Genomic DNA, 14,091 nt, shown 5'->3' with positions numbered 1-14,091 from the left:
ACACCCACCCTAGTCGGCCGACCCACGTTTTCAACACCCCCGCTCCCCTCGATCGTGCGGAATCCGCAAGACTTGGCTACCGAAACAACGGATTTCATCGATCGAGGCTTGCGGAAGTGTCGAGACCTCGTGCACAGTGAGTCCGTGGCCAGTCGAAGCGCAGATCAGAAGGGCTCGCGGGAGCACCGCGAGTCCTCCCGCGAGTCCAGGAACGGCAGCTCGCCGCAGCTGGACGCCGTCTCCCTCGCCATCATCGAGCAGCTCCAGGAGGACGGCCGCCGGCCGTACGCCGCCATCGGCAAGGCCGTGGGCCTGTCCGAGGCGGCCGTGCGCCAGCGCGTCCAGAAGCTGCTCGACCAGGGCGTGATGCAGATCGTCGCCGTCACGGACCCGCTCACCGTGGGCTTCCGCAGACAGGCGATGGTCGGCGTGAACGTCGAGGGCGACGTGGAGTCGGTGGCCGACGCGCTGACGGCCATGTCCGAGTGCGAGTACGTGGTGATGACCGCAGGTTCCTTCGACCTGATGGTGGAGATCGTCTGCGAGGACGACGACCACCTCCTGGACGTCATCAACAAACGCATCCGGGCCGTCCCCGGAGTGCGCTCCACCGAGAGCTTCGTCTACCTCAAGCTCAAGAAGCAGACCTACATGTGGGGAACCCGATAACCGTGAGGACCCGATAGCCGTGAGCAAGGACCTCTCCCAGACCGCGTACGACCACCTGTGGATGCACTTCACGCGCATGTCGTCGTACGAGAAGGCCCCCGTCCCCACGATCGTCCGGGGCGAGGGCACGTACATCTACGACGACCAGGGCAAGCGCTACCTCGACGGTCTCGCCGGCCTGTTCGTGGTGCAGGCCGGACACGGCCGGGTCGAGCTCGCCGAGACCGCCTTCAAGCAGGCGCAGGAGCTGGCGTTCTTCCCGGTGTGGTCCTACGCCCACCCCAAGGCCGTCGAGCTGGCCGAGCGCCTCGCGCACCACGCCCCGGGCGACCTGAACAAGGTTTTCTTCACCACCGGCGGCGGCGAGGCCGTCGAGACCGCATGGAAGCTCGCCAAGCAGTACTTCAAGCTGGTCGGCAAGCCCACCAAGCACAAGGTCATCTCCCGCGCGGTCGCCTACCACGGCACCCCGCAGGGCGCCCTGTCCATCACCGGCCTGCCGGCCCTGAAGGCGCCCTTCGAGCCCCTCGTCCCGGGCGCCCACAAGGTCCCGAACACCAACATCTACCGGGCGCCGATCCACGGCGACGACCCCGAGGCCTTCGGCCGCTGGGCCGCCGACCAGATCGAGCAGCAGATCCTCTTCGAGGGCCCGGACACGGTCGCCGCGGTCTTCCTGGAGCCGGTGCAGAACGCGGGCGGCTGCTTCCCGCCCCCGCCCGGCTACTTCCGGCGGGTGCGCGAGATCTGCGACCAGTACGACGTGCTGCTCGTCTCCGACGAGGTCATCTGCGCCTTCGGCCGCCTGGGCACGTACTTCGCCTGCGACAAGTTCGACTACGTCCCGGACATGATCACCTGCGCCAAGGGCATGACCTCGGGCTACTCCCCGATCGGCGCCTGCATCATCTCCGACCGCCTGGCCGAGCCGTTCTACAAGGGCGACAACACCTTCCTGCACGGCTACACCTTCGGCGGCCACCCGGTCTCCGCGGCCGTGGGACTGGCCAACCTCGACCTGTTCGAGCGCGAGAACCTCAACCAGCACGTCCTGGACAACGAGGGCGCGTTCCGCTCCACCCTGGAGAAGCTCCACGACCTGGCGATCGTCGGCGACGTCCGCGGCAACGGCTTCTTCTACGGCATCGAGCTGGTCAAGGACAAGGCGACCAAGCAGTCCTTCGACGCGGACGAGACCGAGCGGGTCCTGTACGGCTTCCTCTCCAAGAAGCTGTACGAGAACGGCCTGTACTGCCGCGCCGACGACCGCGGCGACCCGGTCGTCCAGCTCGCCCCGCCGCTGATCTCCGACCAGTCGACGTTCGACGAGATCGAGCAGATCCTGCGCGCCACCCTGTCGGAGGCGTGGACGAAGCTCTGATGTCGCTCGCGATGGCGTTCCTGATATCGCTCCTGATGTCGTCGCTCTGATCGTCTGCATGGATGATCAACACCGGCCCCGGTGCCGCCCGTTCGAGTGAGAAACGGCGGTCCGGGGCCGCGTGGTGTCCGGCGTCCCGCCACCTTCTGCCTAGCGTGCCAGTGACCGATCGACCCTGCCTTCGTTCCCCCGCACGGGGGATTGGCAAGGGAACTACGGATCTGAACCGAGGTGTACGCCCATGGAGGCTTCGCCGGACAACGACGTGCTCTGGGCACGGGCCCTGCACTTCCAGCACGACGACGGCTCCCCCGCGCTCGGCGGTGTCTCGCTCGGCGTCCGGGAGGGCGAGATCCTCGCCGTCAGCGGCCCGCGCGGCAGCGGCAAGACGACCCTTCTGCGGTGCCTGTCCGGCCTGGTGCCCGTCCGGCGCGGCGAGGTCTGGTTCAACAGCATGCCCGTGCACACCATGGGCCCCCTCACCCGCGAGCGGCTGCGCCGGGACCGGTTCGGCTGGATCGACCCGGCCCCCTCGCTGGTCCCGGAACTCGACGCCTGGGAGAACGCCGCCCTGCCGCTGATGCTGCGCGGCACCAGCCGGCGCCGCGCCAAGACCGCGGCCATGGAATGGCTGGAGCGCCTGGACATCGGCGAGGGCGCCCGCAAACGCCCGCACCAGCTGGTGCAGGCCGAGCGGCAGCGGGTGTGCATCGCCCGCGCCCTCGCCCCCGCCCCGTCGGTGCTGTTCGCCGACGAGCCCACGGCGCCCCTGCACCGCGCCGACCGCGCCCATGTGCTGCGCACCCTCACCACGGCGGCCCGCTCCCACGGCATCACGGTCGTCCTGGCCACCCACGACGCCGAGACCGCGGCACTCGCCGACCGCACGGTGTCCCTGCTCGACGGGCGGCGCGTGCAGACGGTGCACCTGCCGCCGGTCGCCGAGCCCACCGAGACGGAAGGCCGGGCCGCGTGCTCGCTCTCCGTCTGACCCGGGGCTCCCACCCCTCCGTCCAGCTGCGCCGCCTCCTGGTCGCGGCGGCCTCGGCGGGGACGGGTTTGCTGTTGCTCTGCACCCTGGGCTACGCGCTGGGCCACCCCGGCTCCACCGGCGCCGCCCTGATGCGCCTGGCCTGGTGCCTGGCTCCGCTGGCCGCCACCGTGTACTTCGCGGTCGCCGTGGCCCGTACCGACCCCGGCACGAAGCCCCGCCCCGGCCTCTCCGCGATCGGCCTCGGCCCGCTGCGCCTGATGGCCGTCTCGGCGGTGACGACGGCCCTGTCCTGCACGCTGGGCTCGACGCTGGCCCTGCTGTGCTTCCTGCATCTGCGCGGCGACCTGACGGGCATGCCCTTCGACGGCGCGGCCGCCGAGTCCCTCGCGGCGGGCCGGCCGCTGCCGCTCCCGGGAGCCCTGACGCTGCTCGCGATCGTGCCCGCAGCCGCGTCGGTGGCGGTGGCACTGTCGCTGCGGCCGAGGGAGGCGGGGCCGGCGCCGTCCCGGGCGGCCGGGAGATACGGCCGTTTCGGCGCGTACCGGCGCACGGCCACACGCGAGACCTCCGGGACGTACAGCCGTTTCGGCCGGCAGATCGTCCGGCCCACGGACGTCCGCGCCACCGCGCCCGCCGAACCCACCGAGGCGGCGGGGCAGAACGGCGGGCCGCCGCCGGCGCGGACGGGCGCGTCCGTCCCGGCCGCGGCCACGGGCTCGACCACGCGGAGCGCCGGGAGCACCGTCGAGGACCCCGCCGAGCCGTCCGGTCCTCAGACGGCGGCACCGGACGCCGTGAGCGCCGTGCACGCGGCCGGGGACGCCGCGCGGCAGTCGGCCCGGCACGCCGCGACACCGGACACCGCGGCTCCCGAAGCAGCCCTGTCGGACACCCTCCTGCCCGACAACGCCTCCACGGCCGCCCCTTCCGGTCTCCCCTGGGGCATCACCGTCCTGGCCGCCGGTCTCGCCGTGGAGACCTACACGAGCCGTACCTCCCCCACGCCCCCCGACCTCACCTTCTCCGGCGCCTCCCCCGGCGTCCTGGCGGGCTGGGCGCTGGCCGCCCTCGGCCTGGCCCTGGCCGGTCCGGGCCTGACCCATCTGTGCGGACGGCTGCTCCAGTCGGCCCGCCCCGGCGCCCTCCGGCTCCTGGCCGGCCGGATCCTCATGGCGGAGGCCACCCGGATCGGCCGCCCCCTGGGCGTGGTCTGCGCGGTGCTGGCGGCCGCGTACGCCATGGCGCTGCTGCACGCTCCGGACGGACTGTCGCTCGGTCCGCTGACCACGCTCGGCGTGCTGCTGGTGACCGGCTGCACCGTGGCGACGCTCCTCATGGCCGCCGTCGAGGCCCGGCAGGCCCGCGCCGACACCACCGCCGCGCTGCTGCGTCTCGGCGCCCCGGCGACCATGCTGCGCAGCGCCGCCGCCCTCCGCGCGGGCGCACTGCTCGCCCTGTTCGGCCCGCTCACCCTGACGGTCGCCGAGCTGGCGGCACTGCCGCTGGCCCGCTGAGGCCCACTGAGGCCCGCTGAAAACTCGTACGAAAAAATCTCCGTACGGCGATGAGTTCCGCGCAGGCTCCCGGTCTATCCCCACGTAACGACACGGACCCGATGGGAGAGACCCCGCATGTACGAGCAGATGATCTTCGTGAACCTGTGTGTCAGCGACCTCGACGCCTCGAAGAAGTTCTTCACGGAGCTCGGCTACTCGATCAACGAGAAGTTCAGCGACGACACGGCCGCGTCGGTCGTGATCAGCGACGCCATCGTCGTCATGGTGCTCACCAAGGAGAAGTACGCCCAGTTCACCAAGAAGGAGATCGCGGACCCGAGGAAGACCAGCGAGGTGCTCATCGCGCTGAGCGCGGAAAGCCGCGAGAAGGTTGACGAACTGGTCGAGAGGGCCGTCGCGGCCGGCGGCTCGGTCTCCGGCGAGACCCAGGACTACGGCTTCATGTACGGCCGTTCCTTTGACGACCTGGACGGCCACACCTTCGAGGTCGTGTGGATGGACCCGGCGGCCGTCGAGGGCTGAGACATGGCTGTGCCAGCATGGGCGCGTGCAGACGATGCCCGCCCATGCGGCCCACCATGACGACCGTGAGATCGAGACGCTCGAGGAGTTCGACGCGACCGTCTCGGCGCGCGGCACGCTCGCCGGTCACCGTATCCAGGCCGTCGACCTGACGGACCGTACGCGCGAACTGCTCAGCACGGACACGGCGGGCGCCGTCTTCCTCGGCTGCGCGATGCGCGAGGAGGCCGCCGCGAAGATCCGCACGGACGGCGCGCTGGTCTTCCCGCCGGTGCCGGACCTGCCCTTCGACCCGTACCGCGGCCATGTCTACTCGCCGGAGGAGCTCTTCGAGTCGCTGGCGGACGGCTACGAGGCCACGCCCGACGCCCAGGCGTACGCCTGGTTCCAGCGCACGAAGGCGGACCGGGACATCTACGCCTCCATGCTGCGCGCGGTCCACGACGACTCCGTCTCCGACGCACTCGACGAACTCCTGACCGGCGCCCGGGTCGTGGGCGTCATGGGCGGCCACGCGATGGCCCGTGGCACCGAGGAGTACGCGGGGGCGGCGCGGCTCGGCCGGGAGCTGGCCCGCGCCGGTCTCACGGTCGCCACGGGCGGCGGCCCGGGCGCGATGGAGGCCGCGAACCTCGGTGCGTACGCCGCCCCGTTCGATGACGAGATGCTCACCGAGTCGCTCGAACTGCTCGCCAAGGCACCGCACTTCACGCCGTCGATCACCCACTGGGCGACGGCCGCCTTCGAGATACGCACGCGCTGGCCGCAAGGCGGGCGTTCCGTCGGCATCCCGACCTGGTTCTACGGCCACGAGCCGCCGAACGCCTTCGCGTCGCACATCGCCAAGTACTTCGCCAACGCCACCCGCGAGGACGGCCTGCTGGCCCGGTCCGACGCGGGCGTGGTGTTCCTGCCGGGGGCCGCCGGCACCGTACAGGAGATCTTCGACAACGCGACGCCGAACTACTACGAGTCGCGGGGCGAGCCGACGCCGATGGTGCTCGTGAACCGCGCGCACTGGACGGAGAAGCTGCCGACGTGGCCGCTGCTCCGGTCGCTGGCCAGGGGCCGTTCGATGGAGGCGCGGATCGCGCTGGTGGAGCGGGTCGAGGAGGCCCCGGAGGCGTTGAAACGTCTCGGCGGTTAATAAGCTGGCAAAGCAAGTGCTTGCAGCCTGCATATGCGTTGACACTACTTATGTGGCGCTTATAAACCTGTGAGCCTGTCGGTAGTGCTGATGTTCAGTCAACACTGCCTCCACCCCCCGCATTTGCGCATCCCGTAAAGGACAAACGTGGCAGTTCTGTCCGTATCCCGCCGTACGGCTTCGCGCCGTACCGTCGCACGTTCCGTGCGGATCCTCGGTGTCGTCTCCGCCTCGGCCGCGCTCGCGCTCGGTGCCGCCGGCAACGCGCTCGCCTGCAACATCAACGAGTTCTCGGCCGAGGCGAAGTGCGATGGCGACAAGGGCGTCATCACCGTCACCGACGTGGACCCCGCCGGCATCCCGGCGACCGTCACCGTGTACCTGGAGAACAACGGCGCCGACGCGAAGAAGGTCGGCGAGCAGGTGGTCAAGGGCTCGCGCGAAGGCACCACCATCACCTTCGCCGAGAACTGGAAGCCGAACGCGGAGTACCGCATCCACGTCAAGGCCACTCCGTACGTCGACGAGGACATCAAGCCGAACCTCGTCACCCCGGCCACGGCCTGCAAGAAGGAGGAGGAGAAGCCGCCGGCGACTCCGCCGGCCACGCCGACCCCGTCGGCCTCCCCCTCGAAGCCGGCCGAGGAGACCGACACCCCGGCTCCGTCGCCGTCGGAGAGCGAGAGCACCACGCCGGCGGGCAACGCGCCCGCGCCCGCGGCCGGTGACTCCAACCTCGCCGAGACCGGTGCCGACTCCAACACCGGCATCATCGCCGGCATCGCGGCGGCCCTGGTCGTCGTCGGTGGCGGTGCGGTGTTCTTCGGCATGCGCCGTCGTGGGGCGAACAGCAGCGACAGCTGACGCCCGCGCATCAGCGCCCGGTGGCCCGTCCCCCTTCGTGAGGGCGGGCCATCGCCCGTCCCGGCCCTGCCCGAACATCGCCCGCTGAGCGGCCCGCGCAGGGCGACGGTGGCCTTCGCATGGCCGAGCGGCGCCAGACGCGGGCCGATCAGCCGAGCACCACGATCTCGGCCGCGTCGAACTCCACGCCGGCCTCGTCCCCGACCTCCGGCGCCGCCCGCAGCGCACACGCCGCCTCCAGGCGCGGGGCGTCCTCCGGCTGGAGGTGGACGGCGACGTGGGTGCCCTTGAAGGTACGCGCGGTCACCGTGCAGCGCAGGCCCGTGCCGGCGGGCACCAGGCGCACGCCGGCGGGCCGCACGAGCAGGGTCCGCGTGCCCTGCGGGGTGTCCTCCGGCACCGGCACCTTGCCCCACGGCGTGTCCGCGGCCTCCGCCCCGACCGTCGCCTCGACCACGTTCCCGAAGCCGAGGAAGCGGGCCACGAACGCGTCGGCCGGCCGCTGCCACACCTCAAGAGGCGTACCGGCCTGGGCGATCCGGCCGTCCCGCATCACCACCACCCGGTCGGCCAGCGCGAAGGCCTCCCCCTGGTCGTGCGTCACGGCGAGCACGGTGATGCCCAACCGGCCGAACAGTTCCCTCAGCTCGACGACCAGCCGCTCCCTGAGCGACCGGTCGAGCTGGCCCAGCGGCTCGTCCAGCATCAGCAGCCGGGGGCTCGGCGCCAGGGCCCGGGCCAGCGCCACCCGCTGCTGTTCCCCGCCGGACAGCGCCGCGACGGCCCGGCGGGATGCGCCCGGCAGTCCGACCAGGTCCAGCAACTCCTGTACACGGTCGGCCCGTTGCCGCTTCGACGCCCCGTGCATACGCAGTCCGAAGGCGACGTTGCCGCTCACGTCCCGTTGCGGGAACAGCTGGTGGTCCTGGAACATCAGCCCGACCCCACGCCGGTGCGCGGGCACGCCCGCCTGGTCGCGCCCGTCGAGCGACACCCGCCCGGAGTCGAGCGGCTGAAGCCCCGCCACCGCCCGCAGCAGCGTCGACTTGCCGCTTCCGCTGGGCCCGAGCACGCACACGATCTCGTGCTCGGCGACCTCCAGATCGACGGCGTCGAGCACCGCCCGCCCGCCGAAACGGACCGTCGCGCCCTCCAGGCTCAGCAGCATCTAGAACTCCCCGGTCCGGTCCGTCCGCAGCCTCTCCAGCACCAGCAGGGCCACAGCGCACACCACCATCAGAATCGTCGAAAGGGCCATCGCCTGGCCGTAGTTGATTTCCCCGGGCCGCCCCAGCAGCCGCGCGACGGCCACCGGCAGCGTCGGGTTGTCGGGCCGCGCGATGAACACCGTCGCCCCGAACTCCCCGAGCGACACCGCGAAGGCGAACCCGGCCGCGATCAGCAGCGCCCGCCGTACCAACGGCAGATCCACCTCGCGCCACACCCGCCAGGGCGAGGCCCCCAGCACCGAGGCCGCCTCCCGCAACCGCACGTCCACCGCCCGCAGCACCGGCAGCATCGTCCGCACGACGAACGGCACACCGACCAGCGCCTGCGCGAGCGGCACCAGGATCCACGAGGCCCTCAGATCCAGCGGCGGTTCGTCGAGGGCGATCAGGAACCCGAAGCCGACGGTCACCGCGGACACCCCGAGCGGCAGCATCAGCAGCGCGTCGAAGCCGCGCACGAACCGCCCGGCGTCCCGGCGGGTGAGCGCGACGGAGGCGAGCCCCCCGATCACCACGGCGATGAGGGTGGCGGCGACGGCGTACGACAGGGAATTGCCGATCGCCTCGACCGGCGCCACCAGGAACACTCCGCCGTCGTTCCTGGTCAGGGCCCTGTAGTAGCCGAAGCCGGGCGCGTCCAGGGATCGCTGCACCAGCACGGCGAGCGGCAGCAGGAGCAGCATGACCACGGTAACGAGCACCCCGCCCAGCAGCGCCCACTGCCCGGTGCCGCGCGGCCGGCGCGCGGTCACGGACGGGTCCACCAGCCGCAGCGCGGTCTCCCGCCGCCGTACGGTCCAGGCGTGCAGGGCGAGGACCGCGCCCACAGCGACGAACTGGATCATCGTCAGCACGGCCGCCGTGGACAGGTCGAAGATCTCCGACGTCTGCCGGTAGATCTCCACCTCCAGGGTCGAGAAGGTGGGCCCGCCGAGGATCTGGACGACGCCGAAGGACGTGAAGGTGAACAGGAAGACCATGAGCGCGGCGGCGGCCACGGCGGGCGCGAGCGCCGGCAGCGTGACCTGCCGCCAGGCCCGCAGCGGCGAGGCCCCGAGCATCCGCGCGGCCTCCTCCTGGCGCGGGTCGAGCTGCGCCCAGAGCCCGCCGACGGTCCGTACGACGACCGCGTAGTTGAAGAAGACGTGCGCGAGCAGGATCGCCCACACGGTGGTGTCCAGCCGCACACCCCACAGCTCGTCCAGCAGCCCGCCGCGCCCGACCAGTGCCAGGAAGGCCGTACCGACGACGACCGTGGGCAGCACGAACGGCACGGTCACGACCGCCCGCAGGACCTGCTTGCCGCGGAAGTCCAAGCGCGCGAAGACGTACGCGCCGGGCAAGGCGATCAGCAGGGTGAGCACCGTCGAGACGACCGCCTGCCAGGCGGTGAACCACAGGACGTGCCGGACGTCGGACTGCGCCAGCACTTCTCCGATCCGCCCGAACCGCCAGACCCCGTCGACCTCCAGACCGCGCGCGACGATCGCGGCGACGGGGTAGGCGAAGAAGACCGCGAAGAACGCGACGGGCACGGCGATGAGCCCGAGCCGCGCCGCGCTCCCACGACGGTCCTTGCGGACGGCTGCTCCGGTTACTTCAGTACGAGCGAGGTCCACGACTTGACCCACTGGTCACGGTTTTCGGCGATCTTCGCCGGGTCCATGGTCGCCGGGTCCTTGGCCCGCGGCCCGTACTTCACGAACTCCGGCGGCACCTGGGCGCCCTCGCGTACCGGGTACACGTACATGTTGAGCGGCATGTCCTCCTGGAACCGCTCGCTGATCAGGAAGTCGAGGAACGCCTTGCCGCCCTTGGTGTTCTTCGCGTTGCTCAGCAGCCCGGCGTACTCGACCTGCCGGAAGCAGGTGTCCTGCGCGACCCCGGTCGGTGCCTCGGTGGGCTTCGGGTCGGCGTAGACGACCTCGACGGGCGGCGAGGAGGCGTACGACACGACCAGCGGCCGGTCCCCCTTGGCCTTCTTGCCGCCGGCCGAGCCGGAGAACTCCTCGTTGTAGGCCTGCTCCCAGCCGTCGACGACCTTCACGCCGTTGGCCTTGAGCTTCTTCCAGTAGTCCTGCCAGCCGTCGTCGCCGTACTTCGCGGCGGTGCCGAGCAGGAAGCCGAGGCCGGGCGAGGATGTGGAGGCGTTCTCGGTGACCAGGAGGTTCTTGTACTGGGGCTTGACCAGGTCGTCGAAGCTCCGCGGCGGGGCGAGCTTGTGGTCGGCGAAGTACTTCTTGTCGTAGTTGACGCAGATGTCGCCGGTGTCGACGGGCGTGACCCGGTGCTTGTCCTGGTCGGCCCGGTACTCGGGCGCGATCCGGTCGGAGCTCTTCGCCTCGTACGGCTGGAACAGGCCGTTGTCGAGGGCGCGGGACAGCAGCGTGTTGTCGACGCCGAAGAAGACGTCGCCCTGCGGGTTGTCCTTGGTCAGGATGGCCTTGTTCACGGCCTGCCCGGCGTCGCCGTCCTTGAGGACGTTCACCTTGTAGCCGGACTGCTTCTCGAACGCCGCGATGACGTCCTTCGAAGCGGCCCACGAGTCGTGGCTGACGAGGGTCACGGTCTTGGAGTCGCCGGATCCCTGGCCGCCGTCGGACGACCCGCAGGCGGCGAGTGTGCCGGCCATGCCGAGTCCGACGACCACCGCCGTCAGCCGCCTGTTGTGGTTGCTCACTGGATTCCTCCTGGAGTGACCAGGAGAAGACGCGGCCCTGCCCGGGATCTCTGGGGTCCCGGGCAGGGCGCAACAGCTCGAGTGATGACCGATCTCCCTACCCAGAATGACCTGGGCCAGGTTCGGAGGGTCTGCGGCCGTGTGCCGCACTCTCAGCGCTGTGGCGCTCCCCTGTCGGAATGTGAAGATGTCGGATTTGCAGGTATCGCAGTCTGCAGGTGTCGCAGTCTGCACGTGTGCTTACGCCGGTCAGACTACCGTTCGGTGGCCGCGAGCTGACCACACGCCCCGTCGATCTCCTGACCACGGGTGTCCCGGATCGTCACCGGCACACCATGGGCCGCGATCGCCTCCACGAACGCCTTCTCGTCCTCGGGCCGCGAGGCCGTCCACTTGGAGCCGGGCGTGGGGTTGAGCGGGATCAGGTTCACATGCACGGGCCTGCCCTTGAGCATCCGCCCGAGCCGGTCACCGCGCCAGGCCTGATCGTTGATGTCCCGGATCAGCGCGTACTCGATGGACAGCCGGCGTCCGGACTTCGCCGCGTACTCGAACCCGGCGTCGAGGACCTCGCGCACCTTCCACCGCGTGTTCACGGGGACGAGGGTGTCGCGCAGCTCGTCGTCGGGGGCGTGCAGCGAGATCGCGAGGCGGCACTTGAGGCCCTCGTCGGCGAACCGGTGGACGGCCGGGACGAGACCGACCGTCGAGACGGTGATCCCGCGCTGCGAGAGCCCCAGCCCGTCGGGCTCGGGGTCGGTGAGCCGCCGGATGGAGCCGAGGACCCGGTTGTAGTTGGCGAGCGGCTCGCCCATGCCCATGAACACGATGTTGCTGAGCCGCGCCGGCCCGCCGGGCACCTCGCCGTCCCTGAGGGCCCGCATACCGTCCACGATCTGGTGCACGATCTCGGCGGTGGACAGATTCCGGTCGAGCCCCGCCTGCCCGGTCGCGCAGAACGGGCAGTTCATCCCGCACCCGGCCTGCGAGCTGATGCACATGGTCACCCGGTCCGGGTAGCGCATCAGCACGGACTCGACAAGCGTCCCGTCGAACAGCCGCCACAGCGTCTTGCGCGTGGTGCCCTGGTCGGTCGACAGATGCCGCACGACGGACATCAGCTCGGGAAGCAGCGCCTCCTGAAGCCGACCGCGGAGCCGGCCGGAATATCGGTCCACTGCTCCGGATCGTGCGCGTACCGCGCGAAATAGTGCTGCGAGAGCTGCTTGGCACGAAACGGCTTCTCCCCGACAGCGGCAACGGCCTCCTTGCGCTCGGCAGGAGTGAGGTCGGCGAGATGCCGCGGCGGCTTCTTGGCTCCGCGCGGGGCGACGAAAGTGAGTTCTCCGGGTGCAGGCATAACCCATCCAGTGTGGCAGATCAACTGCGGGTGCCCAGGCCAGACTGGGGTGGGGGTGGTCACCTGTGGGTGCCGTCTGTCAGCTTCGGTCGGCCTCGGACGGCCCAGGGACGGCCCAGGAGGCTGGCTCGGCGGTTGCGATAAGCGTTTTCGGCATGACTGCGGCACGTGGCTCTTCGCCCGAAGCAACCCGGGCAAATCCGCCTTGGGCCGACGTAGGTAGCCGGGCCGAAAGCACCTGGTGGGCCGTTCGCCCCCGCGCCAGCCCCTCCCTGCGGCATCCTACGTATGCACGTAGACGCAGTACCGGAAAGCCCAGCACTTCCTTGGGGGGTCCATGGAAATCGTTGATCACTTCATTGCACGCTATGCGAAGGAGTACGACTTTTACAGCAGGGCGGCACATCTAGTCGCCCAAGCGCTGGAAAGAGATCTCAAAGAATCAGGCGTCCGGTGCATCGTCACGTACCGCGCAAAGGACATCACGCGCCTAGAAGAGAAGTGCCGACAGCGTGGACCAAGAAAGAAATACAAGACAGTAGAGGACATCTATGACGACATTGTCGACCTGGCAGGCGTCCGCATTGCACTTTATTTCCCGGGCGAGCAAAACCAGGTAGAAAAGGCCGTCAATCGCTTGCTCGATCTGACTGAGAAGAAAGTTTTCCCCGAATCCAACAAGAGGTCACCCGGGAAGGAATTTTCCGGATACTCGGCAATTCACTATCGAGTTCGCCTCAAGGAACGCGAGCTAATCGATCTGGACAAACGGTACGCCAAGGCGCGTGTCGAGGTACAGGTCGCGTCAGTACTTATGCACGCTTGGTCAGAGGTGGAGCATGACCTCGCCTACAAGCCGTTATCGGGCGACTTGTCCGAGGAGGAAAAGGTAATTCTGGACCAACTGAATGGATTGGTTATCGCTGGCGAAATGTCACTCAAGATGCTGCAAGAGGCGAGCGAGAATCGAGTTGCCAGGAACGGCCAATTCCTCAATCACTACGAACTCGCAGCATATCTACTGAGTCAGGCAGGCAAGATACTAGATGAGCCGGTCGGGGACTCGGGCCTAGGCCGAGTAGACCTGCTGTTCAATTTCTTGAGGCAGCTGAACAAGGAGACACCTACCGACCTGGCTCCGTATCTGGCATCACTGCACGACAACGTCGAGATGCGCCCCCTCGCGGAGCAGGTCATTGATGCTCTTCTCGCTGAAGATGCTTCGCGATACGAGCATTTCAACTCGGTTCAGGTTGACGCAGACACTGCTTCACTTGACCCTAGTTCTCAAAGCGCACGAATGCATCAACAGATCGGCCATTTCCTTACAAGCTGGGTAGAGCTGGAAGAGTCGTTGCGGAACCTTGCCCCGACGGAAGGCGACGAGCGAATGCGAATGCCACTACCAATCATCCGGCTAATCAACCGCCTACCGGCTTTGGACGGGGAGACTCGTCATGAGATCGATTTGCTGCGGAGGGTGCGAAACAATGTAGTGCACGGAAGGGATGTCCCGCCCTCCAGCTACCTAGCCGAGGCCACTGATCGAGTTCAGGCAATCACGGAAAGGGTGCGCCAGATTCGCCCCTGATGAAGTGATCCCGAATAAACCCCTCCACGATCGCTGCCGGGCAGATAGGTCGGCGGAGCGGCTTTGGGCTGGAGCTGCTTTGGGGCGAGTGATCATGGCCCCGTAAGCTTCCGGCGCGTCGGGCAGTCTGTGGACCT

General features: G+C 69.2%; 11 protein-coding genes, 1 pseudogene and 1 riboswitch. Of the genes and pseudogenes, 8 read left to right on the top strand and 4 right to left on the bottom strand.

Going from position 1 to position 14,091, the window contains the following annotated elements:
• Nucleotides 1-129 precede the first annotated feature (129 nt).
• From V8690_RS31155 to V8690_RS31125, 7 genes are all read left to right on the top strand, one after another.
• Nucleotides 130-669 (top strand): Lrp/AsnC family transcriptional regulator, encoded by a 540-nt coding sequence (locus V8690_RS31155; RefSeq protein ID WP_338783421.1) that lies wholly within the window; start codon nt 130-132, stop codon nt 667-669.
• Between the two features lie 19 nt (nt 670-688).
• A complete protein-coding gene (locus V8690_RS31150; RefSeq protein WP_338783420.1) occupies nt 689-2,050 on the top strand; it encodes an aspartate aminotransferase family protein in 1,362 nt (453 codons plus the stop codon).
• Nucleotides 2,051-2,291: 241 nt separating this feature from the next.
• The gene (locus V8690_RS31145; RefSeq protein ID WP_338783419.1) at nt 2,292-3,041 is read left to right on the top strand and encodes an ATP-binding cassette domain-containing protein; all 750 of its coding nucleotides are present in this window, start codon (nt 2,292-2,294) and stop codon (nt 3,039-3,041) included.
• Nucleotides 3,023-4,558, top strand: coding sequence for a hypothetical protein (locus tag V8690_RS31140; protein ID WP_338783418.1), 1,536 nt, complete (start codon nt 3,023-3,025; stop codon nt 4,556-4,558). Before V8690_RS31145 ends, V8690_RS31140 begins: the two co-directional genes overlap by 19 nt.
• A 117-nt stretch (nt 4,559-4,675) precedes the next feature.
• Nucleotides 4,676-5,083: a VOC family protein gene (locus V8690_RS31135; protein ID WP_338783417.1), complete on the top strand. Its 408-nt coding sequence runs from the start codon at nt 4,676-4,678 to the stop codon at nt 5,081-5,083.
• Nucleotides 5,084-5,108: 25 nt separating this feature from the next.
• Nucleotides 5,109-6,230, top strand: a complete 1,122-nt coding sequence (locus tag V8690_RS31130; RefSeq protein ID WP_338783416.1) for an LOG family protein — start codon at nt 5,109-5,111, stop codon at nt 6,228-6,230.
• Nucleotides 6,231-6,434: 204 nt separating this feature from the next.
• Nucleotides 6,435-7,094 (top strand): LAETG motif-containing sortase-dependent surface protein, encoded by a 660-nt coding sequence (locus tag V8690_RS31125; protein WP_338783415.1) that lies wholly within the window; start codon nt 6,435-6,437, stop codon nt 7,092-7,094.
• 148 nt (nt 7,095-7,242) lie between these two features.
• Here V8690_RS31125 and V8690_RS31120 read toward each other — a convergent pair whose 3' ends face one another.
• The 4 genes and pseudogenes from V8690_RS31120 to rlmN form a co-directional block, all read right to left on the bottom strand.
• Nucleotides 7,243-8,262 carry an ABC transporter ATP-binding protein gene (locus V8690_RS31120; protein WP_338783414.1) on the bottom strand — a complete coding sequence of 340 codons (1,020 nt, stop codon included), beginning with the start codon at nt 8,260-8,262 and terminating at the stop codon, nt 7,243-7,245.
• Nucleotides 8,263-9,942: an iron ABC transporter permease gene (locus tag V8690_RS31115; protein WP_338783413.1), complete on the bottom strand. Its 1,680-nt coding sequence runs from the start codon at nt 9,940-9,942 to the stop codon at nt 8,263-8,265.
• Nucleotides 9,918-10,955, bottom strand: a complete 1,038-nt coding sequence (locus V8690_RS31110) for a thiamine ABC transporter substrate-binding protein (RefSeq protein WP_338785517.1) — start codon at nt 10,953-10,955, stop codon at nt 9,918-9,920. The genes V8690_RS31115 and V8690_RS31110 overlap by 25 nt, the downstream gene beginning before the upstream one ends.
• A 124-nt stretch (nt 10,956-11,079) precedes the next feature.
• A riboswitch (TPP riboswitch) is annotated at nt 11,080-11,186 on the bottom strand.
• Nucleotides 11,187-11,257: 71 nt separating this feature from the next.
• Nucleotides 11,258-12,363: pseudogene (rlmN, locus tag V8690_RS31105) on the bottom strand (23S rRNA (adenine(2503)-C(2))-methyltransferase RlmN).
• 337 nt (nt 12,364-12,700) lie between these two features.
• On the opposite strand from rlmN, the gene V8690_RS31100 reads away from it, so the two are divergent.
• Complete coding sequence (locus V8690_RS31100; protein WP_338783412.1) at nt 12,701-13,954, top strand: RelA/SpoT domain-containing protein; 1,254 nt, start codon at nt 12,701-12,703, stop codon at nt 13,952-13,954.
• Nucleotides 13,955-14,091 lie beyond the last annotated feature (137 nt).

Source organism: Streptomyces sp. DG1A-41 (genome assembly GCF_037055355.1).
In the GTDB taxonomy this organism is placed as follows: Bacteria; Actinomycetota; Actinomycetes; order Streptomycetales; family Streptomycetaceae; genus Streptomyces.
This window is presented reverse-complemented; position numbering and strand designations above follow the sequence as displayed.

Excerpts from the sequence above, each read along its gene's own strand:
- V8690_RS31145 (WP_338783419.1), top strand. The coding sequence starts at position 2,292 with ATGGAGGCTTCGCCGGACAACGACGTGCTCTGGGCACGGGCCCTGCAC.
- V8690_RS31135 (WP_338783417.1), top strand. The coding sequence starts at position 4,676 with ATGTACGAGCAGATGATCTTCGTGAACCTGTGTGTCAGCGACCTCGAC.
- V8690_RS31120 (WP_338783414.1), bottom strand. The coding sequence starts at position 8,262 with ATGCTGCTGAGCCTGGAGGGCGCGACGGTCCGTTTCGGCGGGCGGGCG.
- V8690_RS31110 (WP_338785517.1), bottom strand. The coding sequence starts at position 10,955 with ATGGCCGGCACACTCGCCGCCTGCGGGTCGTCCGACGGCGGCCAGGGA.
- V8690_RS31100 (WP_338783412.1), top strand. The coding sequence starts at position 12,701 with ATGGAAATCGTTGATCACTTCATTGCACGCTATGCGAAGGAGTACGAC.